Annotated in this window: 25 protein-coding genes; 7 read left to right on the top strand and 18 right to left on the bottom strand. The window is 53.4% G+C overall.

All coding sequences use genetic code 11. The features are described 5' to 3' along the window. Positions 1 to 107: 107 nt before the first annotated feature. Entirely contained in the window at positions 108 to 1,034 is a 927-nt protein-coding gene (locus MYS68_RS06825) for an aromatic acid exporter family protein (RefSeq protein ID WP_248925112.1), read from the bottom strand. A 336-nt stretch (positions 1,035 to 1,370) separates the two neighbouring features. Between MYS68_RS06825 and MYS68_RS06820 the strand changes: the two genes are divergently transcribed. Both MYS68_RS06820 and MYS68_RS06815 read left to right on the top strand, forming a co-directional pair. Beyond that, positions 1,371 to 2,210 (top strand): glycerophosphodiester phosphodiesterase, encoded by an 840-nt coding sequence (locus MYS68_RS06820; protein ID WP_248925111.1) that lies wholly within the window; start codon positions 1,371 to 1,373, stop codon positions 2,208 to 2,210. A 150-nt stretch (positions 2,211 to 2,360) separates the two neighbouring features. Further along, positions 2,361 to 4,250 (top strand): LTA synthase family protein, encoded by a 1,890-nt coding sequence (locus tag MYS68_RS06815; RefSeq protein WP_248925110.1) that lies wholly within the window; start codon positions 2,361 to 2,363, stop codon positions 4,248 to 4,250. A gap of 37 nt (positions 4,251 to 4,287) precedes the next feature. Here the strand turns inward: MYS68_RS06815 and MYS68_RS06810 are convergent, their stop codons facing one another. Together MYS68_RS06810 and MYS68_RS06805 are read right to left on the bottom strand one after the other, a co-directional pair. Next, entirely contained in the window at positions 4,288 to 5,565 is a 1,278-nt protein-coding gene (locus tag MYS68_RS06810) for a stalk domain-containing protein (RefSeq protein ID WP_248925109.1), read from the bottom strand. Positions 5,566 to 5,857: 292 nt separating this feature from the next. Next, positions 5,858 to 7,231 (bottom strand): MFS transporter, encoded by a 1,374-nt coding sequence (locus MYS68_RS06805; RefSeq protein ID WP_248925108.1) that lies wholly within the window; start codon positions 7,229 to 7,231, stop codon positions 5,858 to 5,860. 137 nt (positions 7,232 to 7,368) lie between these two features. Here MYS68_RS06805 and MYS68_RS06800 point away from each other — a divergent pair, with 137 nt between their 5' ends. After that, a complete protein-coding gene (locus MYS68_RS06800; protein ID WP_248925107.1) occupies positions 7,369 to 8,286 on the top strand; it encodes a LysR family transcriptional regulator in 918 nt (305 codons plus the stop codon). On the opposite strand, the gene MYS68_RS06795 is transcribed toward MYS68_RS06800, so the two are convergent. From MYS68_RS06795 to MYS68_RS06770, 6 genes are all read right to left on the bottom strand, one after another. Beyond that, the gene (locus tag MYS68_RS06795; protein ID WP_338043665.1) at positions 8,273 to 8,644 is read right to left on the bottom strand and encodes a NucA/NucB deoxyribonuclease domain-containing protein; all 372 of its coding nucleotides are present in this window, start codon (positions 8,642 to 8,644) and stop codon (positions 8,273 to 8,275) included. The genes MYS68_RS06800 and MYS68_RS06795 overlap by 14 nt on opposite strands. A gap of 108 nt (positions 8,645 to 8,752) precedes the next feature. Then, on the bottom strand, positions 8,753 to 10,108 hold the full coding sequence (locus MYS68_RS06790; RefSeq protein WP_248925106.1) for a TrkH family potassium uptake protein: 1,356 nt from the start codon (positions 10,106 to 10,108) through the stop codon (positions 8,753 to 8,755). Between the two features lie 88 nt (positions 10,109 to 10,196). Next, on the bottom strand, positions 10,197 to 10,781 hold the full coding sequence (locus MYS68_RS06785) for an HD domain-containing protein (protein ID WP_248925105.1): 585 nt from the start codon (positions 10,779 to 10,781) through the stop codon (positions 10,197 to 10,199). 110 nt (positions 10,782 to 10,891) lie between these two features. Next, on the bottom strand, positions 10,892 to 12,874 hold the full coding sequence (locus MYS68_RS06780) for a chemotaxis protein CheA (protein WP_248925104.1): 1,983 nt from the start codon (positions 12,872 to 12,874) through the stop codon (positions 10,892 to 10,894). Positions 12,875 to 12,892: 18 nt separating this feature from the next. Next, positions 12,893 to 13,321, bottom strand: a complete 429-nt coding sequence (locus tag MYS68_RS06775; protein ID WP_248925103.1) for a chemotaxis protein CheW — start codon at positions 13,319 to 13,321, stop codon at positions 12,893 to 12,895. A gap of 22 nt (positions 13,322 to 13,343) precedes the next feature. After that, positions 13,344 to 14,930, bottom strand: coding sequence for a methyl-accepting chemotaxis protein (locus MYS68_RS06770; RefSeq protein ID WP_248925102.1), 1,587 nt, complete (start codon positions 14,928 to 14,930; stop codon positions 13,344 to 13,346). 286 nt (positions 14,931 to 15,216) lie between these two features. Here MYS68_RS06770 and MYS68_RS06765 point away from each other — a divergent pair, with 286 nt between their 5' ends. Next, positions 15,217 to 15,756: a PadR family transcriptional regulator gene (locus MYS68_RS06765; RefSeq protein ID WP_248925101.1), complete on the top strand. Its 540-nt coding sequence runs from the start codon at positions 15,217 to 15,219 to the stop codon at positions 15,754 to 15,756. Positions 15,757 to 15,875: 119 nt separating this feature from the next. On the opposite strand, the gene MYS68_RS06760 is transcribed toward MYS68_RS06765, so the two are convergent. Further along, positions 15,876 to 17,312, bottom strand: a complete 1,437-nt coding sequence (locus MYS68_RS06760; protein ID WP_275983438.1) for a sensor histidine kinase — start codon at positions 17,310 to 17,312, stop codon at positions 15,876 to 15,878. Then, on the bottom strand, positions 17,309 to 18,007 hold the full coding sequence (locus MYS68_RS06755) for a response regulator transcription factor (protein WP_248925100.1): 699 nt from the start codon (positions 18,005 to 18,007) through the stop codon (positions 17,309 to 17,311). The genes MYS68_RS06760 and MYS68_RS06755 overlap by 4 nt, the downstream gene beginning before the upstream one ends. A gap of 146 nt (positions 18,008 to 18,153) precedes the next feature. Here MYS68_RS06755 and MYS68_RS06750 point away from each other — a divergent pair, with 146 nt between their 5' ends. The 3 genes from MYS68_RS06750 (at position 18,154) to MYS68_RS06740 (ending at position 19,636) form a co-directional block, all read left to right on the top strand. Beyond that, complete coding sequence (locus MYS68_RS06750) at positions 18,154 to 18,720, top strand: hypothetical protein (protein ID WP_248925099.1); 567 nt, start codon at positions 18,154 to 18,156, stop codon at positions 18,718 to 18,720. Positions 18,721 to 18,857: 137 nt separating this feature from the next. Beyond that, the gene (locus MYS68_RS06745; RefSeq protein ID WP_248925098.1) at positions 18,858 to 19,154 is read left to right on the top strand and encodes a hypothetical protein; all 297 of its coding nucleotides are present in this window, start codon (positions 18,858 to 18,860) and stop codon (positions 19,152 to 19,154) included. Positions 19,155 to 19,171: 17 nt separating this feature from the next. After that, positions 19,172 to 19,636, top strand: a complete 465-nt coding sequence (locus MYS68_RS06740) for a type II toxin-antitoxin system VapC family toxin (protein WP_248925097.1) — start codon at positions 19,172 to 19,174, stop codon at positions 19,634 to 19,636. Positions 19,637 to 19,708: 72 nt separating this feature from the next. On the opposite strand, the gene MYS68_RS06735 is transcribed toward MYS68_RS06740, so the two are convergent. The 7 genes from MYS68_RS06735 to MYS68_RS06705 all read right to left on the bottom strand — a co-directional run bounded on the left by MYS68_RS06735 (position 19,709) and on the right by MYS68_RS06705 (position 26,412). Beyond that, positions 19,709 to 20,344: a glycoside hydrolase family 97 C-terminal domain-containing protein gene (locus tag MYS68_RS06735; RefSeq protein WP_248925096.1), complete on the bottom strand. Its 636-nt coding sequence runs from the start codon at positions 20,342 to 20,344 to the stop codon at positions 19,709 to 19,711. A gap of 183 nt (positions 20,345 to 20,527) precedes the next feature. Beyond that, complete coding sequence (locus MYS68_RS06730; RefSeq protein ID WP_248930831.1) at positions 20,528 to 21,310, bottom strand: carbohydrate ABC transporter permease; 783 nt, start codon at positions 21,308 to 21,310, stop codon at positions 20,528 to 20,530. A 133-nt stretch (positions 21,311 to 21,443) separates the two neighbouring features. Further along, positions 21,444 to 22,316, bottom strand: a complete 873-nt coding sequence (locus tag MYS68_RS06725; protein ID WP_248925095.1) for a carbohydrate ABC transporter permease — start codon at positions 22,314 to 22,316, stop codon at positions 21,444 to 21,446. 1 nt (position 22,317) lies between these two features. After that, positions 22,318 to 23,418: an ABC transporter ATP-binding protein gene (locus MYS68_RS06720; protein WP_248925094.1), complete on the bottom strand. Its 1,101-nt coding sequence runs from the start codon at positions 23,416 to 23,418 to the stop codon at positions 22,318 to 22,320. Between the two features lie 27 nt (positions 23,419 to 23,445). After that, entirely contained in the window at positions 23,446 to 24,738 is a 1,293-nt protein-coding gene (locus tag MYS68_RS06715) for an ABC transporter substrate-binding protein (protein ID WP_248925093.1), read from the bottom strand. 169 nt (positions 24,739 to 24,907) lie between these two features. Beyond that, a complete protein-coding gene (locus MYS68_RS06710) occupies positions 24,908 to 25,522 on the bottom strand; it encodes a glycerol-3-phosphate responsive antiterminator (protein ID WP_248925092.1) in 615 nt (204 codons plus the stop codon). Between the two features lie 41 nt (positions 25,523 to 25,563). After that, entirely contained in the window at positions 25,564 to 26,412 is an 849-nt protein-coding gene (locus MYS68_RS06705; protein ID WP_248925091.1) for a metallophosphoesterase family protein, read from the bottom strand. Between the last annotated feature and the right edge of the window lie 83 nt (positions 26,413 to 26,495).

Genomic DNA, 26,495 nt, shown 5'->3' with positions numbered 1-26,495 from the left:
ACCTTAAGCGAAGCTGAAGCGAACATAAAAAAGCCATGGTTTCCTCAATTAAGTAGCTCCGCATCGTTTCCGCGCACCAAAAAAACCGGACATTCACGTTTGTCCGGCTAAATCGTATTGATAAACAGCTCCAGCTCGTTCGCAACAGAGTACAGGCTGGCCCGGTTTTCAAATTCGCGGCGGGTTTCCGGCAAAGGCAGCTGCTTGTGATACTCCCGAATATGACGCAGCGTTTCGCGAAACCTTGCGGCCTCGCCGGGGTTATTCAAATTGTCGCTGAGCTGCTGAATGAAGTCCCCGATACGGATGCCCTGCTCCATCTGAACCGTAATTCGGGAAATGGAAGGCAGCATCCGCTCCAAAATTTCGTACTGCCGCCTTTTTTTCTCAAAGTAATACTCGTACGAATTTTCTTTGCGCCGCGGGTTGTTCTCCACATCGAGCTGCGCGAGCCGCCGCGCCTTCTGCAAAGCGTCCCCGAGCTGCAGCAGCTCCTTGCCGTCCCACAGCGTGTTGCCTTCCTTCAAATAAAGCGCAATTTCCTGCAAAATCGTCTCGATCAACTTGTCCACTTCGTCCTTGCACCGGTTCAGCTCCTTGTCGATGCTCGGCATGTACCAGTTGACGATCAGCGCTACGCCGAGTCCGACGAGCACGACTAGAAACTCGTTCAGAAAAAAAGCCGCCTCCACTTTGCCGTGCATATAGACGTGCATCACGATGACGGAGCTGCTGGCGATGCCCTCATGAACCCGAAAACGTACGCAGAGCGGAATAAAGAACAGCAGCAGCACCAGGAACGAATAAGGATGATAACCGATTAACTGGAACAGCAATGTGGAAAAAAACATCCCGGCCATACAGGCGATAAACCGGCTGACCGCCGCATGGGCCGACTGCTTTCGCGATTTTTGGATGCACAGGAGCGTTAAAATGCCTGCCGCCGAGTAATATTCGAGCTGCAGAAACTGGGCGATCATGATGGAAATGCTCACGCCGAAGGCGGTTTTTATCGTACGAAATCCGATTCTCATCGCTGTCACCCGCTGTCGTGTTTTGGTTCATTTTACCTTGGACTGCCGCGTAGTGTAAATATATTTGACATTTTGGTCAAAAAATTTACAAATTCCTTATCCGCTATCACCTCGTCTCTTCCCTCATCGCTTCCGTCCCTATATGGCCCTATATTATATAGCTGAATGGTTTTTGCCGAGTTAAAATTGAATATATGACTTTCCTATTAATGTTTTGCAATCCATTCATATTTATCCTCTATTTACCATGAGGGAAGTTGTTCCAAAACGGACCTTTTTGCCCGATAATATGATTATCGAACCGCCATACGACCTTCCCGGGAGAGACCGACCTGCATGAAAAAATATTTGTTCCTTATCGCATTGCTTTGGATCGCCGGTTGCGCGTCTGCCGCTCCGGAGCTTAAAGAAACCGCTTCTCCCACCCGGCCGGCTCCGGCCGTCGACAAAAATCTGATCACCGCCCACCGCGGCAGCTCGGGCACCGCTCCGGAAAATACGCTGGCCTCTTTCCGCAAAGCTGTGGACGACGGCGCCGGATATTCCGAGCTCGACGTTCAGGAAACCGCCGACGGCGCAATCATGGTCATGCACGATGACAGTGTGCGAAGGACGACCGGCATTCCCAAATACATGTGGGAAATACGCTCCGACGAATTGAAGGAAGCGAGCGCAGGAGCCTGGTACGGTGCTCAGTTTCAATCGGAAAAAGTGCCTACTCTCCAGGAAGTGATCGCGGAGGTCCGGGGAAAAACGAAGCTGAACATCGAGCTCAAGAACAACGGGCATGAGAGACAATTGGCCGAAAAAACGGTGAAAATCATCGAAGATGCGGGTTTTATGAAAGATTGCACCGTCACCTCCTTCGATCCCCGGCTCATTCATCGGGTGAGGGCGCTCGACCGGGCGATCAAAACCGGACTCATCGTGGACAAAAAGCCTGCCGAATGGGACAAGCTGCTCCAAAGCGACGACTACGACGTGATCAGCTCGGCGTATCCGCTCATCGATCCTGCGTTTATGCGTATGGCCGCGCAGCACCGCAAGGAAGTGTACGCCTGGACCGTCAACGACAAAGTGTTGATGGCCAAGATGCTCGATCTCGGGGTAAACAGCATCATTACGAATTATCCTGACCGGCTTGTACAGCTGCTGCAGCAGCGGTCCGAGCGGTAGCTTGTTAAAATCGCCAAGGCTGCGTTTGTCCCTCGAGGGACGGATGCAGCCTTTTTCAACATGCGCACGTTTACCTCCCGTTTATTCCGTCAATGATGTCTACATAGAATCGATCTTACGATGCGATCATTTGCGGAGGCATTGAACAATATGGAATCGTTGCGGTACCGTACAGGGATGCGCCTGTATGTTTTTTTTACGGTGATCTTATGGCTGAAAATGGCGCTGCTCCGGATTTTTTTGTTCGGCGGGGTCGGGATCAGATGGTGGCTGCTTGATTTGGCCGGGATCGTCGTGCTGACCGGCGCGATCGAGGCGCTGTTTCGCGGTACGTGGAAAAAACCGGCCTACTGGACTTTAAACGCCGTGCTTTCGTTTATATTTTTCGCGGCTGCCGTGTACTTTGAACATTTCGGTTCGGTGGTTACCTATACGTCCGTATTGGAGATGAAGCAGCTAAAGCAAATCTCCTCCGGCGTCAAAGCGACGATCGACCCGGCGGATTTTCTTTTTTTCGCGGATATTGCGTTAGCCTTGCTTCTTAGGGTTATCGTGGGAAAAGGGGCCCGGCACAGGTATGGAAAACGGGAATATGTGCGCGGCGGTTTTCGGAAGATAGCGCTTGCGCTGCTGCTCGTCGGTTTTATAGCGGTTGCTTATGCCGTCAAACAGGACAAGGGCATCACCAACGAGCTGGTGCGCGCCGAACAGCTCGGCCTGCTCGGCTACGAAGTATCGGTAGCCGTCAACGGCATCAGCGAGAAAAAACATGCTAAGATCACCGGCCTGGATCTGGCCGGTCCGCTTATCGAACAATTGCAAGCGAGCTACGGCTACGGAGTGGATCCGCAAGCCGCACCCGCCATGTTCGCTTCGCAAAAAGGGCGCAACCTCATCGTCGTACAGATGGAGGCGTTTCAAAACTTTCCGATTGGCCTGCGTCTGAACGGTCAGGAAATTACGCCTGTACTCAATCGGCTTCGGGAGGAGAGCTATTATTTCCCGCATATTTTTCAGCAGGTGGGGCAAGGAAACACTTCGGATGCGGAATTTATGTCCAATACGTCCATTTATCCGACGGGGACTATTCCGATGTCGACGGGCTACGGCGACCGCAACCTTCCGAGCTTGCCGAAGCTGCTGGAAGCGATCGGGTATGAAGCCGACACGTTCCACGTCAACGAGGTTCATTTTTGGGACAGATATAAGCTGTATCCGGCGATCGGGTTTACCCATTATTTCGACAAGCCGTATTACGTCAACGATCAATTCAATGAATTCGGCGCATCCGATGAAGAGCTGTTTCGCGTCGGGGTTGAAAAGCTGGCGGAGCTGCACGTGCAAAACAAGCCTTTTTACGCGCAGTTCATCACCGTCTCAAGCCATTTTCCATTCAAGGTGCCGCTGGATCGGCGAAAGATGACGATTCCGGCGGCACTTGAGGGAAAGCAGCTCGGGGACTATTTGCTGGCCGTAAATTATACCGATTACGCCATCGGCACCTTGATCGACAAGCTGAAGGCGGCCGGCATGTGGGACGATACGGTGCTCGTCATGTACGGCGACCATTTCGGGCTGCAGCCAAACGACAATGATCCCGCATGGGTCGGCGAGCAGCTCGGCATCACCTACCATCCGTCCATTACCCGGTACAACATTCCGCTGTTTATCCGCACGCCGGGACAAACAGCGGGACAAACGATCGACCAGGTCGGCGGACAGCTCGATATTATGCCGACGATCGCGAATTTGCTCGGCATTTCCCTGAAGGAGAAACAGTTTATCCATTTCGGCCAGGATCTGCTGAATATCCGAAAAAATGCCTTCGGCATGAGATACTACCTGCCGACCGGCTCGTTTTTCAACGACCGGATTTTGTTCGTCCCGGGCAAATCGTTTGCCGACGGCACCGCTACCGAGCTGCGAACGCTGCAGCCGGTTCCCGATATCAATTCGTTTCGGGACGACTATGATTTCATCATGAATTTGATGGAGTATTCCGACGACTATGTCAATTTACTGCCGAAACGGCAGGAGTAATGGTCGATTCCGGCGGGTGCGGCCCACGGACGGACGGTCAAACGTTAGACACTCCAATGATCCGGTGATCCGGCCAAATGAACGTATCGTGCCCGATCGATCCGGCGGTTCTTTGGCGGAAATACGGATCCGTCAGCAGCTTGTTCATCAGTTCCCCGGTGATCACAAGCTCGTTCTCGCGGTCTCCGGCTTTTAAAAACAGGCGCAGCCGGCGGTCTTTGACCAGTTCGTCGAACGACGCCGTCATCTGTTCGTGCTGCTGCCCGTATTCCAGCTGTTTGTCGTAATGGAATTGCACCTGATCGCTATCCATCCGGTCGACGATGATATCGGCTTCGCCTTCTGTATTGGAGGAAAGCTTCATCACCAGCACCGGTCGTTCGGTTTGTTCGATTGGACGCGTATCCTTCATGCTCGCCGTGTATGTCGCAGCGTCCCATTTGACCTGAATGCCCAGCTTCTCCGCCGTGTCGCGCAAAGGCACGTAGACGACGCCGTCATAAGTAAACGGCTGGAGCTCCGGCGCGTATTTCCGGCCATTTACCTTCACCTGTACGTTCGAATAAGTGACGTTCGCCGTAAAGGCATCCGTTCCGTCCGGAATCCCTTGCGAATAACCGTTAAACTGGGACTGCGCCTCATCCCCCTTGGCGGCGATCCCCGCCCAATCGGACTTGAGTGTTATTTCGTAACGCTGCGTTTCCGTGTTCCAGACAGTCACGTAACCAAGAGTATCGCGAAAGAAAGTGATCGGCACGTAAAGCGAATTTTGGTAAAACACAGGCGCCGGCGAAACCGGATAAGGCTTGTTGTTAAGCATCATCTTTACCTCATGACCGGGATACAGCGTAATTGGGTATACGACGGGATCGGGAAGCGGCGCGTCGCCTTTGTTTTTAAGCGCATCCACACGCGCGGCGGCTTCGTCGCCTTCATATACGTCGGAAATGCTGACGTACGGATAACCTTGCCGGTCGTCGGAATACATCAGATATGTGTGTCCCTGCTCGAAGGTCATTCCGCACCGGTCCCCATCCGGCGCCGTGATAACGGCGGGAAATTTTCCGCCCTTAAAGCTGCTGCCCGGCACAAACGTTGCCATGCGGTACGGTTTGCCGTCAAAATATACGTTCTCCACCTTCAAGACCGTCCCGGTAAATACGTCTTTAGCCACTTCGTAGTCGTATTCCGGCGTTGTCGATTCGCTTTTCGAGCAGGCATACGCCTTGACCGGATTTGTCACCGCCAAAGCCGGTACGGCGGTTATAACCAGCGTGGCCGCGGCGAGACAAGATATCATTTTTTTCATCATCATCGACTCTCCCTCGTTAAAATTTCGGTTGTTTTTTCATTTTCCATGGCTGATTTTCCAGAAAAAAGGAACTCGCAATTATATATTCGTGGCGTGGGCCCCGTTTGTGGGGATAGAGCTTAAAAAAACGGCTGCCAGTTTCAACCATTTCCTCTCGGCTCCGTTTCCTGCAATCCCCTTATGCCGACTTTGTTTTTGCTTTCGCAAAACCGTATGCCGCCGACCATAATTGTATTCCTTCGGGCAACTGCCTTTTTTATAACTGAATCCAACAACGAAAAAGACAGCCTCCCCATCACGGGGATAGCTGCCCTCTCCTTCTCCCTCTCCCAAACCTGGAATAATAAAGCCATACAACCACGACCTGAATAGCGGAGATGACGAGGTACAAATTGCTGAACACGGCCGCTTCCGGACTCGGGTTGAACGGATTCCAACGGGCGGCGGCATCCAGATCGATGATTTTGCCGCAGACGCTTGCGGATACGGCACCGGCCAAGAAGTTCAGCATGGACAGCAGTCCCATCCCGATTCCGACCTGCTCTTTCGGCAGCGTCTGCGAGATCGTATTGGATAATGCGATGTACATGAACGTTTGACCGACGACGCCGATGATGAGGAAGATCATCACGAGCCATGGCGAACCTCCTGCGAATGTCGACAACAGGAAAAAGCAGCCGAACAGCAGCGGGAAAGCCGCATAGACGAGAAAGGGGTTGCCCTTGGCATCGGCCCACTTGCCCGCCTTCTTCCCCAGCAGCGCTGCAACGAATGCCGCCGGAACCATAACGAAGCCGACCAGCCCCGGATCGAGCGCATTCACCTGGGACAACAATTGCGGGCTGAGAAAAGGAATCGAATAATAAGTCCCGACCATCAGAAAAACAATTGTCAATCCGATAGTGTAACCTTTGTTGCCGAATAGTCCGGGCGGTATGAACGGATTGTCCGCCCGCCTGACCCTTGCCGCGAATAAAATAAACAAAATCGCACAGCCGGCAAATAACGTCCACATCCCTTTGGAAATCGCCAGCAGCAGCAGCGCCACCGCTCCCGCGAGCAGCCCTCCGCCCCACCAATCGATTTTACCCGGGCTCGGCACATGATCGCCCAAATATTTACGATACAGCGGCAGCGTGAACAATGTAAACAAAGGCATGCAGAAGAGCCATCGCCAATCAAGGATACTGACGACACCGGACGCGACAACCGGACCGAGCACGTTGCCGATCGACAATCCGGTCATCGAGATTCCGATGGCACGCCCCCTGCTTTCCGCCGGGAAATAACGCACCGGAATGATCGAGGCGATGGCCGGAATGACCGCCGCCCCCGCCGCCTGCAAAATCCTCCCCGCGAGTACCATCCAATACGCCTGCGCAATCAAGCCGATCATGGAACCTGCGGCAAAAAAGATAAGCCCGAACGTAACCAAATTTTTCATTTTGAAGCTGTCTGCCAATTTCCCGTACATGACGGTTCCGATCGCATAGATCAGCAAGTAGATCGTAGATACCCAACTGACCTGCGCAAAAGATAAGTGAAACTCCGAACGGATCTCGGTCAGCACGATATTAAACATCGTCGCGCTCATAAGGGAAACGGCAAGCGTAAAGGCGAGAACGCGGATCAGCTTTTCCCCGTTATTTCGCGGTATGGATTCGTCCATCCTGAAGTCCCCTTCTTTCCATTGAATCCATTGTCTTCTTTGCAAGATCTATTTTATAATGAGCTTATCATAAACAAAAATATATCTTGTTCAATAAGACATATTCCTTCAAGTATATGAATGGAGGCGAAAAAACGATGGAACTGCTTCAGCTGCAGTATTTTCAAACGGTTGCCAGGCACGAGCACATGACCAAGGCTGCGCAGGAGCTCCGAATCGCCCAACCTGCTCTAAGCAAGACAATTTCCAGGCTGGAAGAAGATTTGGGCGTCCCTTTGTTCGATCGGCAAGGACGGCACATCCGCCTTAACACGTGCGGGAGGGCGTTCCTGGGGAAGGTGAATGCGGCACTGGCCCTTCTGGAGGAAGGGCGGAAGGAAGCGGCCGATCTTGCAGGCATGGAGCACGGCAGCATCCATCTTGCCGCTCCGACGCTGGACCGGTTGACGGAACCGCTCGGCGCCTTTCTGTCCCGGCATCCGGACGTGAAAGTAAGAATTACGCAGGCTTCGACGGAGGAAATGGCGCGCTTGATCGATTCCGGGGAAGTCGACTTTTGCTTTTCTGCGCTTCCTCTGGAAGGGCATGGCATTCGTTCGGCTTCCGTACTGAAGGAGGAAGTGTATCTTGCTGTTCCTGCCGGGCATCGGCTTGCCGGACGCAGCAGCATTTCGCTGAAGGAAATCGCCGATGAACCTTTCATCGGGTACAAGGAAGGGGTTCTTTTCCAACAGATGAACGATGCGTTCTTCCGGGAGGCGGGCATCGCGCCCAGGTTCGTCTGCCGGGTCGACGAGCCATCCGCAATCGCCAAACTCGTTCAAGCCGGGCTTGGCGTTGCGCTGATCGGTGGCTGTGGAAAAGATCCGAGCGCGATGCTGACGACGGTGCCGATCGAACATCCGGTCTGCAAGCGCGATTTTCAAATCTTTTGGCATGACAAACGTTATCTTTCCTTGGCTGCGCGCAAATTTCGGGACGCGATCGTCGAGTTCTACGCCAACCCTCAGGATGAGAACGTCGCCATATCTTCTGAAAAAATTACTTCACAATGAACTTCACTCTGGTTCCGTCACTGTAAACTTCGAGCTGATTGCTCACCCACGATCCGGCGCCGCGGTTGTCCTTCGGACTGACGTAACGGATATCCGCTCCGGAGCCGCCCTCCTTGCACATCGCCATCGGCCACTCGTCCCGGTCATAGCCGGGTTTGGTCGGTATGCCTTTCAGCGACTGCTCACGGCGCTCATCCGCGCCCTTGCGGTCGATCGTGCACGTATCGGACTCCCCTGCGGCGATCGCGTCCTTGATGTGCTGCGCCGTCTCCGGATATTTATCGCTCCGGAAAATGAGCACGTGATCCGCCGGCGCGATAAGCTTTTGCGAAACGATCCAGGCCGCTGCGCCAAACACGACAGCAACGAGAATGATGGAAAACAGAATGCGGCTTCGCTTTTTTAATGCCAACGGCTTCACCTCGGTTTGCATTTTTCCTGCCGGATCCTGACACCGGACAGGACGTCAGCCTATCGTTATTTTTCCTTCAGGATATCGGTAGGGCTCTTTTTTCGGTGTCGGCGTCAAGGTGTACGCCAAGGAGACGGGGCCCAGCCGGCCGACAAACATAAGGATGATGATGAACACCTTGCCGAAATCGGTAAGCTGCGCTGTCAGTCCCATCGACATTCCCGCCGTGGCGTAAGCCGAGGTCACTTCAAACAAAATGCCGAGAAACGGGTAACTCTCCGTCGTGGAAAGTATCATGGCCGACAGGACGACAAGGAAGAAGGACAGCAAAGCAAACGTAATCGCCTTATAGATTCGGTCCTTCGGAACGCTCCGGCGGAACAGCACAATGTCTTCCTTGCCCTGAACCATGGCGAGCATCGCACCGATCAATATAACGAAGGTGGTTACCTTGATGCCTCCCCCCGAGGAACCCGGCGCAGCCCCGATAAACATCATGATGATGATAAAAAACTGCGTCGCCTGGCGCATCAAACCGATATCGACCGTACTTACGCCCGCCGAACGGGACGACACCGACTGCAGCATCGCGCCGAGCCCTTTGCCGGTTGCGGACAATGGCTGCAATGTAGCGGGATTGGTATACTCGAACAGCAAAATGACAAGCGTTCCTATCAAAATGAGAGCGGCGGAAGCGCTGAGAACCACTTTGCTGTGCAGGGTAAGTTTCTTGTTTTTCGGGTATGTCAGCAGGTCGGAAATGACGATAAACCCGATCCCCCCCAAAAAGATGAGAGCCATCGAAACGATATTGATGAACGGATCTTCGGCATAATGAATGAGGCTGCCCGGTCTGTCCGGGATGCTTCCGAACAGATCGAACCCGGCGTTGTTGAAAATCGAGATGCTGTGAAACACGCCGAAGTATAACGCCTGTCCGACAGGCATCTCGAAGGACCAGCGAACCGCAAGCAGCAATGCTCCTGCCAGTTCGATGACCAGGGCGTACAGCAGCACTTTGCGGACAAGGCGCACGAGCCCTTCCGTCGACTCGCTGTTCATCGCCTCCTTCAGCACGAGACGCTCCTGCAGAGAGATGCGGCGGCGCAGCACGAGCGCAATCAGCGTGGACATCGTCATGAACCCTAGCCCGCCGACTTGGATCAGCACAATCAGAACGATTTCTCCAAAGGCCGACAGATGCGCTCCCGTATTGATCACGGAAAGTCCGGTGACGCAGACGGCGGAAGTCGCCATAAAAAGCGAGTCGAGAAAGCTGAGGTTCCCCTCGCCCGAGGAGGAAACAGGCAGACGCAGAAGCACGGCGCCAACCGTTATCATCAGCATGAATCCGATCGCCAGCACTTGCGGCGGATTCAGGCGGAGCTTTTTTCCGGAACGTTTGAACATGCAGGATAACTCCAAACTTATATGATCGTGTTGACTATTGTATTATATTGGATGATTTAAAGTAAAGCCGGACCTTGTACAAGAAGGATTACACCGGTTTGCCTCCGGCCAGCCGGCTTGCCGTATCCTGATCGACGATCCTGCGAACCGTCCGGATCAGCGTATCGAAATCCGCCAAGTTTTTGCCATAACGAAGGTTAAACGCATAATCGAAATGTTCCGGATTGTTCCCCTGATTGTGCTGGATAATCGTTTCCATCTTGTCGAGCGCTTTGGCGATCTTCGCTTCCACGGTTTGCATGTCGTTATATTCACGCCACAGCTCGATAATTTTCCGCCGCAAACTTCCATTTAGCGGTTCCGTCAGCTTCGCGATAGCGTCCTCCTCCACACGCAGCTTGCGGGCTTGATCCACGGCTATCGTCGCGGAGGTGTCGCCCTCGTAGGCTTCACCCAGGTCATGTACCAAGCAGATGCGAATCACCTTGTTAAAATCAACTCCCGGGAAGTAGTCTTCCAATATGAAGGCGAACATCGATAAACGCCACGTATGCTCCGCAACGCTCTCCCTCCTGCCTTCCTTCGTCCAGGCCGTACGGTGCGTATCCTTCAACCGCTCCAGCTCCTTGATGAAAGCGACGATACCCGTCATTTCGGCTTCATGTTCCCGCATGGCCATTCCCCGCCTTTCTTGTTTTTATATAATCTACCATAATTTTCAGCATCGTTATAGATAAAAAAGCTGCTCCTCATCATTGATGAAGAACAGCTGCAATGTGCCGATTATTTTCGCCTGCAGTATGTTTGAATGAGATACACCGCGTCGAGAATCAAGGCGACCCGGCCGTTGCCGAGAATGGTTGCTCCCGTCATGAACGGGACTTTGCCGAGGAACGAGCCGAGCGTTTTAATGACAATTTCCTGGTTGCCGAGCAGCTCGTCTACGGCCAGCGCCATCTTTTTCTCGGCCGAACCGATGACAACCGCGGGCAAATTTTTCGGTACGTCCGCTTTTTTCTCGTATTGCAGCACATCTTGCAGCCAGATCAGCGGAATGACCTGATTGCGCATAATGATCACTTGCTCCCCTTGAATCGACTGAATTTCGTCCATCGGGATTTTCACGATCTCCAGCACATTGTTCATCGGCACGACAAACTGGCGTCCGGCTACGTTTACCATAAGGCCCGTGATGATGGCCAGCGTAAGCGGCAGCCGCACCGTAAAGCAGGTGCCCTCTCCGAGCTTGGTCTGAATATCGATGAGGCCGTTCAGCCGCTCGATCTGGTTGCGTACGATATCCATGCCGACCCCGCGCCCGGATACATCGCTGACGGTCGCCGCCGTCGAAAAACCGGGCTGAAATATCAGGTGCACGAGCTCCTGCTCGGAAAGATGCTGCGCTTCCTCCGGGGTGATGATGCCTTTGCGGATCGCGGACGCTTTGATTTTCTCCGGATCGATTCCCGCCCCGTCGTCCTCGATCGTAATCACGACCTGATTGTCTTCGTGGAACGAATTCAGGCGCACTCTCCCTTTGGCAGGCTTTCCTTTCCGTTCCCTTTCGTCCGCCGCTTCGATGCCATGGTCGACCGCATTGCGGATCAAATGGATCAGCGGATCCCCGATTTCCTCGATGAGCGTGCGGTCCAGCTCCGTTTCCATTCCTTCGAGAACGAGAGCGATATCTTTGCCGAGCTTTTGCGAAAGGTCGCGCACCATGCGCGGAAAGCGGTTGAACAGATGTTCGATCGGCAGCATGCGGGCTTTCATGACGCTTTCCTGCAGTTCCTCCACGATGTGCGCCATATGGTCGGATACTTCGGTCAGCCGGTTTACGAAATCTTCGTTGGAAAAACGGCGCGACAACGACCGCTTCAGCTCGGACAACGAGGTTTGGTCGATGAGCAGCTCGCCGACCAGGTTCATCAGATGCTCGAGCCGCTCGACGCTGACTCTGATCGTTTGCGCCCCCTGCTTCTGCCGCTCTTCGGAAACGGCCTCTTTCGCCGCCGGCGCCGGTTTGCTCAGCTTTTTGGCGAATTGGTACGGCTCCGCCATAACCTGCTCAACATCCGTCATATCGGCTAAGTACGAACGGATCTCTTCCAAATCGTGGCCGCTGCCGATCATAAAGACCGCATCCGCAAAAGCTTCGTCCTCTAACTGACCGTTGATCGGAAGCGCCGGATCGGAGGAGACGACCGCACCGAATTTCTCGTTAATCTCCAACGCGACCAGCTGAAATCGGGCCATCTTCATCGGGCAATCCTTGGCGAAACGAATCTGAATTTTGAGCGGCTGCAGCCCCGACTCTTTAAATTCCTCCAGCTGCAGCGCCTGCTCAAGCGTAAGCTCCGGCAGCTCCTTCATTTTCACGGGAGCTTTCGTATCTTTGGCAAAGCCCCGGAGCCGTTCAAGCACGTCCGAAATATCGGGAAGAGTGCCACAGGCCGTATACTGATCCTTCAGATCTTTAATGCCGTCGAGCGCCACGAACAGCAAATCGACCAGATCGCGGTCCACCTGCAGTTTTTTGCTCCTCACCTGATCAAGCAAATGTTCCATCTCATGCGTGAGCGATTTCATTTCCTCGAAGCCCATGGCTGCCGAAGAGCCTTTGATCGTATGGGCGGCGCGGAAAATCGACTGGACCACTTCGTCCGACGTTTCCTTTTCCAATACAAGCAGATCCTGCTCGATACGATCGAGCTGATCGACCAGTTCCTCGACAAATACTTCGCGGTAAAGCGAAAGGTCCTCCATCTGCACTCCCCCTTTGCTCTAGTCGCTCAGCAGCACTTCGTCCAATTTTAAAATGCCGACCAGATTAGGCCCATGCAGCCCGATTCCGGAAAAATAAGCGCCGTTGACTCCGCCCACCCGTTCCGGCGGCGGCTGGATGTCGGGATAGGTCGTTACTTTATTGACCTGGTCGACGATAATGCCGACCGATTCCTCGCGATGGTTGACGACGACGATGCGCGTCCTCTTCGTATATTCCTCGTCCGGGAGACCGAACAAATTGCGCAGGCTGATGACGGTAACGACCTTGCCTCTTAAATTGATGACTCCCTTGATGTAATGTTTGCTGTGAGGAATATCGGTAATCGCCTGAACCTTGATAATTTCGTGGATATCTTCGATTTTGACGGCATAATTTTCCTTGCCGACGGACATTTCGATATATTGAACCTGCTGTGTCGTTTCCATAAGCGGTCACATCCGTTTCTCGTCAAATTTTGACTGTGCTCACCAAGTTGTTCAATTCGTCGGCGAGCTGCGCCAAAGATTGGCACGTGGTCGCCATCTGCTCGGAAGCGGCAGCCGCTTCTTCGCTGGCGGCGGCGATCGATTCCACCGATTTCATCACTTCGGACGCCTGGGCCGATTCCTCTTCGCAGGCGGCGGCAATTTCATTTACCCGGTGGGAGGAGTTGTCCACCATCCGGATGATTTCCCGGAACGCTTCGCCGGTTTGCGACGATTGTGCGGCGCTTACCAAAACCGCCTCGACACTTTGCTTCGTGTTTTCCTGCATCGCTTTGATGATTGCGGAAATTTCCTTGGTCGCTTCACTGCTGCGTTCTGCGAGCTTGCGCACTTCATCCGCTACGACGGCGAAGCCTCTTCCTTGATCGCCGGCGCGCGCCGCTTCGATCGCCGCGTTCAGAGCCAGCAGATTCGTTTGGTCGGCGATGTCGTCGATCACTTCGATAATGCTGCCGATTTTGCCGGAATCCTCCTCCAATCGAGACATCATTTGATTTACCCGCTGCATTCCTTGTGCGGAGGCATGCACCACCTTCTCGCCTTCGCTTGCGGTTTTCACAGTGTCGTTCGCCATTTCGGCAGCCTGCTCCGCGCTTTGGGCGACGGAATGGATCGCTGCGGACAGCTCCTTGAACAGCTCGGAAATCGACTGGGCGGATTGCGCTTGACTCGAACTGCTGCCGGCGACTTCCTGGGTGCTTGCAGACAGCTGCTCGGAGGCGGCGGCCAAGCTTTGCGACGACTGGGTGATGCTGCCGATCAGCATCAGCAAGCCGTCGACCATCGTGTTCAGCGATTTGGAAACTTGTCCCACTTCATCCTTCGAGTCGACAGCGGATTTTTGCCGCAAATCTCCGGCCGCCACCTTGCCGATCACCTCGACGATATGAGCGAGCGGGCGCGTGATCGTCCGGGCGACGGCGAAACCCAAAGCGATGCTGAGCAGGGTGGAAACGATAAGAATCGATATGGTCACGTTACGCGCCGAATTGTAATCGCTTAACGCTTGCGCATTGGCTTGCTCCGCCTGTTTTACGTTAACGCCGATCAGGTTGACCAAGCTGTCCCTGACTTTGTTTTCCTGATCTTTAAGCGGTCCGTTTTTATAGGCCACCAGTTCCGATATATCGTCCTTATAAGCGAGCTGAACGGCCGCATCGAACATTTTTTCGTAAGCAGGATATGCCGAATCGTATGTTTGGATCAAATCGAGTTCCGCTTGCGTATGCGGAGTGCCCTTATATGTATTCATTTTAGCCGCCTGCTCTTTGCGCAGATCGGCGATTTCTTTCACAAGCGCGTCCTTTTGCTCTTTGGAGGACTCGAGACCGATATCGCGCAGCCTGACCTTGATCTTCTCGTAGTTGATCTGGGCGGCCGACAAATCCCTGACCGAGATCAGTTGATTGTTGTAAGTGTCGTTTAATTTTTCCTCCATCATTTGCAGATTTGTTATGGCATAAATGCCTACCGCGATTAAAATAAACGCAATGACCATAAATGCCGAAATCAGCTTTGCGGATGTTTTCATGTTCAAGTACCAGTTCATAGCTCCACCCTATTCACAATGATTTTGGTATAAAAGACATTAGCTGTTTGAGCTGAAGCTTAGACCGTAACGATCAGTATCACTCCTTCGACATATTTCAACGAATATCACCACATATTATCGTCATAATTCGACTTTCTTCTACAATTTTAGCATGACTCCATGGCACCAGCAATAAAAACTTAAGGATACTCCCGATCCGATTATCTTGATAAAATTGGAAAAACTCTATATATTAGAATTAACCTATATTCAAACGATCTTAAGTCAAGAGGTGTAAGCATAAATGAGTTCCATTCGTTATGCGGTGCTTTCCTTGTTGGCCCGCGAACCGCTCAGCGGCTACGATATCAAACAATATATGAACAACCGGATCGGCCCCTTTTGGAAAGTCGGCAGCAATCAGGTTTATCCGGAGCTGGCCAAGCTCGAAGAGGAAGGGCTGGTCAAACTTCAGGGGGTAGAGCAGCTGACGTACCGCCCTGCACGGAAGCTTTACGAAATCACGGACGCCGGCAGGGAAGCGCTTGTCCTGTGGACCTTGGAGCCGGGAGGCGCGGAAAACGTTCGCGACGATTTTTTGCTGAAGGCGTATAATTCGTGGCTGGTAGAGCCGGAGAAAATGAAAGCGCAAATTGCGGAAATCAAAAAGCAGCACGAGAAGAAGCTGGCTGTCTACCAGGCCAAGGTGGAGGAACTTGCCGCGCAGCTCGATCCGTCCGACCGCAGCGACCCGCTGGCCTCCAGCATCTCCGTCGTCGAATTCGGAGTGGAGTACGAGCGGCTCTATATCGCTTGGTGCGAGCGGCTGATGAAGAAGCTGTAAGCCCGATTGCCGCGATTGCGATCCCGGCGTTATATTCGCTTCTCCCGCACCTCATAAAACGTTCATCTGCAAGCGAAAAAAATCGGAGCCCGCATTTCGCGTGGCTCCGTTAAACTACATTATGAAATCATCTTCACACTCGGAATCCAGATCGTGAAGGTCGTTCCTTGATCGACTGCGCTGTCCACGGCGATTTTGCCGCCATGAAGCTTTACAAGCTCCTTGACGATCGAGAGCCCGAGCCCCGTCCCTTTCCCAACTTCGGAACGCCCTCGGTCCACTTTGTAAAACCGCTCCCAAATGAGTTCTCGATCCTTCTCCGCAATTCCCCGACCCGTGTCCGACACCGTCAGCTTGACGTAGTCACCGTCCTTGCCCGCGGCCATGCGGATCGTACCGCCTTCCGTAAACTTCACCGCATTTTTGATCAGGTTGTTCAAAATTTGCTCGATCCGGTCGTAATCCGCATACATTTTCGGCAAGCCGTCCTCCACGCGGACCTCAAGACTTGTTCCCTTTTCCGCCGCTTCCGAAGCAAATTTGAACGCAGCTTTTTCCAGCAGCGGCCCGGCTTCGAGCGGAATGAGCGCAAGGCTGATTTCCTCGTTTTCCATCTTGATCAGATCCATTAAATCGTCGACAAGCCGGCTCATATGCAGCGTTTCGTTGTACAAAATGTCGTAGTATTTCTTCCTTCCCGTCTCGTCGATCAGGTCGTCCTGCAGCGCCTCCAAAAAACCTTGCATCGCCGTAAGCGGGGTCCGCAGCTCATGCGAAACGTTGGCGAGAAAATCGGTGCGAATTTGTTCGGACTGCTTCTTCTCCCGGTCGGTCCGCTCCAGCTTCTCCGCCATTTTGTTGAGCGTCGAAGCAAGGTCGCCGATTTCATCTTTGGAGGAAATGCGGATCCTTTCGCTGTAATCGCCCATCCCGATGCGCGCAGCGGAACGGTCGATCGCTTGAATCGGCCGGGAGATCGACCATGACAAATAAGAGGCGATCCCTGCGGATAATACAATACCGGCCAGCGTAGCCCAAAGAATCGTTTCCCGCAAATTGCGGATCGTCTCCTCTATGCCGGTAATCGGAGCGTGGAGTACGATGCCTCCGTACACCTTGTCCTCTTTGCCCCATGGCACGACGACGGAAAGCATCGGCTGCGTGATCATTTCCGACTTTACCTGCAGCACGGCGTTTTCCCCCGCCGTCACCTTATCCACAACCGACCGGTCCACCGATTTGCCGATCGACACCTCGTCTTGAGTGGAGGTCGCGACAATTTTGCCGCTGCGGTCGAATACCCAGATGCGCGTATCGTACGATTGGTCGAAAAACAGCAGCAAATCCTTGGTCGCTTCATCGATCGCGCTTGTGTTCTGCATCGCCGAATTGACTTTTTTCGCCTTGCGGAGCAGCTCCGTCTTCTTCGACTCCACGATGTAATCCTTCGTGAAAAAAGATATCGTCAGTCCCACGGCACACAAGCCGAGCAGCACGGTCAGCATGCAGCTGAACAGCAGCCGGAGAAATATGCTTCGGCTCAAACCCGGAATCATATCCCGACCTCGAACTTATATCCGATCCCCCACACGGTATGAATGCAGTCGAAGCCAAAGTCGCTCAGCTTGCTTCGCGTCCTTTTGATATGAACGTCCACGGTCCGGATATCGCCCAAAAAATCGTACCCCCACACCTGCTCGAGCAGCTGTTCTCTGGAATAGACGAGTCCCGGCGATTTGGCCATATGGGCCAGCAGGTCGAATTCCTTCGGACGAAAGGCGATTTTTTCGCCCCTCGCCAGCACTTCCCGGCGGTCCAGACGGATCGATAGTCCGCCGTACTCGATGATATGCCTGGAATCGTCCTCGCCTGCATTCCTTTTTGACTGCATCCGGCGAAAAATCGCCTTGATCCGCGCCATCAGCTCCCGCGGACTGAACGGCTTGGTCACATAATCGTCCGCCCCCAGCTCCAGACCGAGCACGCGGTCGAACTCATCGCCTTTGGCCGTCAGCATGATGACGGGAATATCGTACAGCTTCATCAGCTCGCGGCAAGTATCGTATCCGTCCATCCCCGGCATCATCACGTCGAGAATGATTATATCGGGCGCCGCTTGCTCTACCATATCGAGCGCTTGCTCACCGCTTGCTGCCTCGAACAAACGAATTTGCTGTTTTTCAAAATACAGCCGGATAATCTCCCTTACGTTCGGGTCGTCGTCTACCACAAGGACTTTCAATCCGTTCATGGGCATCACTCCTTAACCGAAAATTGGAAAACTTCCGAGCCCCATCTTAATCCGAAAGCGGCATCGAACCGATTTCGACATACGAGAAAGCGCCGCTCTTTATAAATTTCGTACGCAAAGGCGATTTTTCGGAGGTATGGTACAAAATGGAAGACAACATGGAAAGCCGTCACTCCCCCGCAGAGGAAGACGGCTTCTTGTTAATCGGAAATTATTTGGTTGTCGCCGGGCTTGGCGTTTTCTGCGAATCATCCGGCTTCGCGGAAGACCCGCTGCCCGCGGAATCCGCCGGCTTGGAGGAAGTCCCTCCGCCTGCCGAATCGGTCGGCTTCGCTGAAGTCCCGCCTGCGCTTCCGGAGGAAGCTCCTGTGCCCCCTGGCGCCGAGGTGCTTCCCGAAGTCCCTGAGCTTCCGGATGCTCCGGAGCCTGTGCTGCCGCTCCCGCCCGTGACGCTGTCCGAAGTGGATGTGGACGATTTGCCGGACTGCGAGGATGAAGATTCCCCCGCCTTGCTTGGAGCGTTCCCTCCCGATGGAGATGTCGTCGTTACGTCCGTCTTCATGCTGTCCGTCTTTTCGGAGGTGGAGCAGCCCGCGAGCACCCCCAATAATAATACTGCCGCTGCCGATAAAACTGCCCATTTTTTCATGTGTCATACTCTCCTCTCTCAATCGGTTTGTTCTTACATCAACCAATGTACAGGAGAAAAATGACCTGCCGATGTACGAAATGGTGCCGAATCTTTAACAATGTATGACCAAATTATGAACGCTCGCCGCACCGCCTATCCCCGAAAAATATCCCTTTCTGTCGAATCATTGTATTTTAAAGAGAAGGAGGAGATTTACGGATGAACTACAAGCAGCTTATTCATAACCGTCTGGAAAAAATGAAAACGAAGGCGTCCCGCCTCGTTTCCTCCGGCCAGGATGACGCCGACTACGCCTTGGAGCTGGATCCGCATACGTACCAAAAGCTGAAAATGGCCGCAGACGAGCGGCAAACGACCGTACAGGCCGTGCTGAGCCATATGGTGGAGCAGTATTTGTCCCACGGCGTGAAGGAAATGACCCGGCAAATCCCCGAAGAAAGCAAGGAACAAAACCCGCTGCTGCTGCTGGACGGCATTTGCGGACGGGTTCGATGAAAGGAGGAGAGACGAAGATGAGCATCAGCCATACCCAGCTTTACGGACAATCCGTTTTCATCGACGAAACGGCGTTCGCCGCATTTATGAACCCACGTGATCCCCACCATATGAAGGCGCGTTCCTTGTTTTTGGATCTGGACGATCTGGAACGGGATTTTGTGACGACGAACAGCATTTTGTTCGAGATTCACCGGTGGCTGCGAAACGAATATGATTATGCGCTGGCCGATTTTTTTCTGAATGCGGTCGAAAAGGCGGCCGGACTCGGAAAACTCAGCGTCATTCCCGGGGGCTCCGAATGGGAGCAGGAGGCGAGGCAGCTTCTCATCGAGCGGCCGGAGCTGCAGTATTCGCTGAGCGAGGCGCTCACGGCGGTTGTGATGTCGGCTTACGGCATACGGCGTATTTTTACGTTTAATCCGAATCATGCCGTGCTTCTGAGCTTGGACAAGGGGATAAAGCTGATCCCGGGGGGTTAAGACGGACCGCCGATCCGCCGCCGGGAAATCAAGCCTTAGCCGGCCCGGAAGGCGCAGCTAAGGCTTATTTCGTTATTTGATGAAAAGGGCGACGAACCCGCCGCCGCTGTTCAGCTCGATCGACAATGTGCCGCCGCGCCGCGCGGTGCTTCGCTCTACGACAACCGCAGCATCGTTTTGCGGATTGTCGCGAACGAGCGTTGCCTTGTACTCGCCTTCGCCGAGGAAGGACAGTGGAATATCCAGCGCTCTCGCCGGTCCGGCGCCCATCACGGCAAGCACCCATTTCCCGCCTTTACGCCTTGCAAAAACCGTAAGCTCCCCGATGCTCGACTCCGGCAGCACAATCGTCTCATCCCATACCGCTTCAATGCTCCGGATCACCTCCAGCGCAGGATTGTCGAGCACGCTCTGCGGATGGGCCGCGATCGTCAAAATCGGGCTCTGAAACGTCGCCAGACAGGCGATCTGATGGGCCCAGGTGGAATCTCTGCGCCGCTCGGTGAAGATCATCGCCGTATAATCGGCCGGGCCTGCCAAGTAACGGGTAAACGGCAAAATCGTTTCATGGCGGGCCCGCTGCTGCAGCCCGCCGGACTCCATCCCGCGGACTCCCTCATAGATCATCGCATTCGGCCAAGTATGCGTCCGGCCGGTCGGCTTCTCTTCTTCATTCAATTCAACGGACGGTTTCATTGCATTTTGCATGATCAAGGCCTCCTTGAATTGCTAAATATGCGGCCCTATCAGTTTAATAAATCGCTTTCAAACCGGATATAGCTAAAAAACTCCTTAATTTGTCTGAAAGTCACGAATTTCCCCCGGATATACGTTAAAACGGAGCCCCGCCGTACCGCAAGGCTCCGTTTCTATGAATCGGCACAATCTCCGTTACTTCACACCCGTATAAACAAAAGCGCGAATAATTTGCCGCTGTGCAAAAAAGAACACGATCAAAATCGGCGTAACGAGAATCATATTTCCCGCCATCAGCACGTTCCAGTTCGCCACGCCCTCCTCTTGGCGAATCCGCGCAATGCCGAGCGGCAGCGTGCGCGCCGTTTCGTCGGTCGTCATGACGAGCGGCCAGAAATAATCGTTCCAATGCGCGATGAAGCTGAACAAAGCAAAGGTCGCCAGCACAGGCTTAGCCATCGGGACCATCAACCTCAGGATGATCTGCCACTCTTTCGCGCTGTCCAGTCTTGCCGCTTCAAGCAGCTCCTCCGGAACCTGCTTGAACGACTGCCTGAGCAGGAAGATCCCGAAGGCGCTCGATGCGAACGGCAAAATCAGGGCAAGATGCGTATTCAGCAGCTTCCAGGCGCTAAGCTGCAGGTACACCGGCAGGAAAATGAGCTGCGACGGGATCATCAGCGTGATCATAACCATGCCGAAGAGAAACCCGGACCCTTTAAACTTGTAGCGTGCGAAAGCATAGGCCGCCGGGATGATCGTCATCATCTGCATCACCAGTATTCCGATCGACACTATGATGCTGTTGGTGATGAAGTGGAGGAACGGGCCCGATCCCCAAGCCCGGGCGAAGTTGTTCCATACGAAATGCTTCGGAATCCAGTTCGGCGGGAAAATCATCGTCTCGGGCAGCGTTTTTAACGATGTCGAGAGCATCCAGGCGAACGGCATGGCGAAAATCAGCACCAGCAGCAGCATGCCGGCTATATTAACTACCCGCAGCACATATTTGAACGTTTTTGCGGCGGAGGCTTCCTTGCTTCTAACATTGACGTAGGTGCGGCCAATATCGACCGCGTCGTTTGCACCTTTCAACGGATTCACCTCTTTTTCATTGATAGTGTACGCGTTTGGACAGCAGCTTGAAGTAAAGGATCGTCAAGATCCCGACGATGAACAGCAATACGACGCCTGCCGCCGAAGCGTAACCGATTTTAAAGAAGCGGAACCCGTACTCGTAAATATAATAAACCAGCGTATTCGTCGCGTTCACCGGCCCTCCCTGCGTCATGATCGCAATCGTCTCGAATACTTGAAAGGAGCCGATCATGTTGATGATCACGAGGAAAAAGATCGTCGGCGACAGCATGGGCAAAATCAATTTCGCAAAGGTGGTCCAAGGGCTGGAGCGGTCCAGCGAAGCCGCCTCGTAAATATCCTTCGGTATGCTTTGCAGCCCGGCGATAAACACCAAAGTGTTGTAACCGAGCCCCTTCCATACGGCGACGATGACAAGCGACACCAGCGCTGTTTTCTGGGATGCCAGCCAAGCCAGCTTGCCGAAGCCGAACAACCCGATAATCCAGTTGAGCAGGCCGTATTCCGGATCCATCAGCCAGCTCCAGATCATCGCGATGGATACCAGGGAGACGATATGCGGGCTGAAAATCGCCCCTTGCACGAACCCGTAAAACCACCCGCTGCGGTTCAGCCAAAGAGCAAGCAGCAGCGAGAGAACGATCGTAAACGTCACCGTCAAAATCGTATAAGCCGTCGAATTGGCGATGACCTGCAGAAACTCTTTTTCATGGAACAGATCGACGAAGTTGTCAAAGCCTACAAAATGCTTGACCGGACTGACAAAATTCCAGTTATACATGCTCAAATAAATCATGTACAAGATCGGATAAATGAAGAACAGCGAAAACACGGTGATCGCCGGAGCAACCATAGCATACGGACGAAGCTTTTCCCATGTCGTCATGTTACGCACCGCCGACCGCAACGAGTTTATTTTCCGCTGCCTTTCCTGAACCGGCGTTTTCCGCCAAGCCGCCAATACCGCGAATTCTTCCGCCATTCGGATCGAAATAATAAACATAACGGTACGGCACGACGACGCGGACGTGATTCGCCGTTTCCAGCGGCGCCAGGAACGTTTTGACGAAAAACGTCCCCGCTGCCGACTTGATCTGGTAAATATGCTCCGCACCGAGGCTTTCCCGGGTGATGATTTCGCCTTCGATCGCGAGACCGTCCGCGGGCTCCTTCGGGCTTAGCAGCGCGTGCTCCGCGCGGAACCCGATGTGGCCGATCGTTTCCTGCGTCTCCACACGCAGCCCCGGAACATCGCCGAATTTCAATATGTTCATGGCCGGAGTGCCGATAAACTGCGCGGTAAACAGATTGTCCGGATCATTGTACAGCTTCATCGGCGAATCGATTTGCTGAATGACCCCTTTGTTCATGACGACGATTTCGTCGCCCATCGACATCGCTTCCACCTGATCGTGGGTGACGTATACGAAGGTCGTTTTCAGCCTCTGATGAAGCTGGATCAGCTCCGTCCTCATCTGGTTGCGCAGCTTCGCATCCAGGTTGGAAAGCGGCTCGTCGAGAATAAACACCTGCGGCTTCTTGACCATCGCTCTTGCCAATGCGACCCGCTGGCGTTGACCTCCGGACAACGTCTGCGGTTTCTTGTCCAAATAAGGCGTCAAAGCGACGATTTCGCAAATATCGCGAACCAGCGCCTCCCGCTCCTGCTTCGGGACTTTGCGGTTTTTCAGTCCGAACTCGATGTTTTCGCGAACGGTCATCGTCGGATATAACGCGTAGTTTTGGAACACCATCGCGACATCCCGGTGCCCGGGAGCCGTATCGTTTACGCATTTGTCGCCGATCCATATTTCGCCGCCGCTCTCCTTCTCAAGACCGGCAATCATCCGCAAGGTCGTCGACTTGCCGCAGCCGGACGGGCCGACAAGCACCGTAAACGACCCGTCCTTAATCGTCAGGTTTAAATTGCTGATGACCGTTTCGTCTTTATAGACCTTGGAAATGTTTTTCAATACGATCTTCGCCATCCGATCCCCTCCTCATCCGTTAAGCTGTTACTTGAGCAGTTTGTTGGCCTTTTCCGCCGCTTCGTTCATCGCGTCCTGCGGTTTCACGTTCGGTTCGAGAATCGCTTTGGTGATCGCATCGGTAATGAATTTCGTCGCTTCCGGATAACCGGTAGCCATCGGACGCGGTACCGCATATTTCAATTGGTCCGAAGCAACCTTGTACTGCGGGTTTTCTTTGTAGTAGTTTTGCAGCTCGTCACTTTGCAGGGCGGACAGACGGTTAGGCAAATAACCGACATACTTATGCTGGTAGATCGTGTTTTCTTTCGAAGTCATAAACTTGATAAACTCCCAAGCCGCCTCTTTTTCCTTCTCGTTTACTTTCGACGTGATGACGAGCTGACAGCCGCCGGTCGGAACGCCGAAAGCTTTGTTTGCCGGCATAAAGTCGGTCTGTACTTCGAACCCGTTTCCTTTCGCCACCTCGATCGCCGCCGATACGCCGGCCGTCGAACCGAACTTAAAGGCGGAAATTTGGTTATCCCAGTCTTTGCCCGCATCCGCACCCGCCGTATTTCCCACGACGAACTTCAGCAAGCCTTCTCCCGCCATCTTCTTCCAATATTCTACCGGCGCAACACCCTCGGGGGAGTTGAACATCGCTTTTTTTCCGTCTTCGGACAGCATTTTACCGCCGCTTTGAGCGACAAGCGCTTCGTAATACCAGATATCGACGTTCAGCGTCATCGGCACTTTGCCTTTGGACTTGAGCACGCGGGCGTACTGCTCAAATTCCGACCAGCTTTTCGGACCGGCCGGGTCGAGTCCGGCGTCTTTCAACATCGTCACGTTTTTATACAAAATCGGCGTGCTCCGCATGAAAGGCAGACCGTACAGCTTGCCGTCCACATACGCGTTGCCCATGAGCCCCGGGTTAAAATCCTTGATGTCGATTTCCTTTTCGTCTCTGGCGGCAAGCTGTGTCAGATCGACCAGCATGCCCGAGCGGGCGAAAACCCCTGTCGATGCGATCTCCAGATCGCTGACGGCCGGCGCGTTTCCTGCGGCAAAGGCGGCTTGTACTTTCGCATGCAGATCGTCGTAGTTTCCTTGGTTCGCCTGCTGCACTTCGATGCGGTTTTGCGATTCGTTGAACTTTTTCACCAGGTTTTGCTTCGCTTCTTCAATTTTCCCGCCGTTGGCTGTCCAATACTTGATGACGATTTTACCGCCGGACGAAGCGGCTTTTTCCGGGCTTCCGGCGGTGTTCGAGCCGCATGCCGAGAGCATGAATACGGCGCTGAGCGCCAAGATGGATGCTTTCCTTTGATTTGTCATTGTAAAACCCCTCCTCATCATTTTGCATAACAATAAAAGCCTTAAAATACCGCAGGCTTGATGCCGGCAGCTCTTAAGGCTTCTCCTTCACTCCAACCAAAAGCTATTTACTTGTCCTATTCCTATCATAAAACGCGATTGTTATGCGTATATTATGGCTGTGTAAAAATTATGCAAAATGCGGTGAAGAAACTTCGTTCCACAGCTCCGATTTGGACGAGGATACGGCGGTTGCGCCGTACCTCAGGCATTCCACCGCATGGCTTCTGTCGAACAGCAATCCGCCGGTAATGATCGGAAGCGACGTGAGCTTTTTGATCTCCCCGATCATCTCCGGAATCCGCGCCGGCATGATCTCCACGACATCGGGTTCGATTTGGCAGAGGCTTTTGCTAATATTGTCCAAACCCTCCGTGTCTACCAGAAAAAAACGCTGTATTGTCAGCAAATCCATCTTCTCCGCGATCTTGACCACATTGGTTTTCGTCGTGATGATTCCGGTCGGCCTGATCACCTTGGCTAAATAATCAAGGCCGAATGTATCCGTGCTGAGGCCGCCAATCTTCTCCAAATGTAAAAAAACCGGCAGCTCGTGTTTTTTGAACAAATCGACGTAACCTTTGATAACTCCAATATGCCCGGTCAGCAGAAAGACGCCGGCAAGATTGTTTTTAAGCGACAGCGCTATTTCCAGCTGCTTCGGCTCCTTGATGGAGGCGACCATCTGATAGGTGCGCAGCCTCTCGAAAAAAGCTTCGTTTTCCCATTGTCTGTTCTTTTTCATCGTTCCCCCCTGTCCGCCGCTGTTCGGATTTCGCTCATCGGCTAAGCCTGCCCAGGCTCCGCGGCCTGCAGCAGCGAGACGACGCATCCCCGGTCCGATTCGGCGCCGCGCGCTTCCGGATTCGGTCTGAAGTGCTTCATGTTGCTGTACATGATCTCCGCATTTTTCTCCAGCGCGTCGTTTGCTATGTCCAACGGGGAGATGCGGATTTCTTCGGCATCGATTTCCACGATTCTTACGCCGGGCTGGTCAAGGCAGGCGGGCAGTTGAACGAACGTCCAGTTTTTCTGCGCAACGATGGAGTCGACATGCGTATGGCCGTTAAAATAAATGCCGGTTCCTTCCTTCTGGCCGAGCACCTTCCACATATCGATGTCGGGATGGATCGACCCTTTTTCCTTATCCGATCGGGTCGTCGTGTTATACACCGGATGATGCGCGAAAACAAGCAATGGTTTTGTGCCCGACGCCTTAACGACGCCTTCCAGCCACCGCAGCTGCTCTTCGTCCACCCAGCCGCCCCAATCCTCGAAATCCATCTCCTTCGCCGTGTCGATGAACGCCAGGTCCGCCTTTTCCGTGCGAATGACGTGGTAGCGGGCTTGTCCGGTGATATTAAGCACGTCTTTTCTCGTTTGCGCATACAGGTCGTGGTTGCCCAGCGCATGGTAGAACGTCCGGTCATGCTGCCGGATGATCCCGTAAACCTCCTGCAGTTCGGAAGGATGGCCGTAATTGGTCAAATCCCCCAGCGAAATATGCACATCGGCCTCCAGTTCCAAAAACCGCTCCAGCATCGTTCTGTAAAAATCGTCGCGTGCCGCAACCCATTCCGGAATCGCCGCGTCCGCTTCGTGATAATGCAAATCGCCCATGACTACCAGTTTCATCGAATTTCCAGCCTCCCCTTTAAAATCCATCTTCATTTAGATTATAACCCGGGAGTGTTAGCAGGGATTTAAGCGATTGTTTT

Source organism: Paenibacillus hamazuiensis (genome assembly GCF_023276405.1).
Lineage (GTDB): Bacteria > Bacillota > Bacilli > Paenibacillales > NBRC-103111 > Paenibacillus_AF > Paenibacillus_AF hamazuiensis.
The sequence above is the reverse complement of the archived record's forward strand: the minus strand, read 5'-3'. Positions and strand labels throughout refer to the sequence as shown.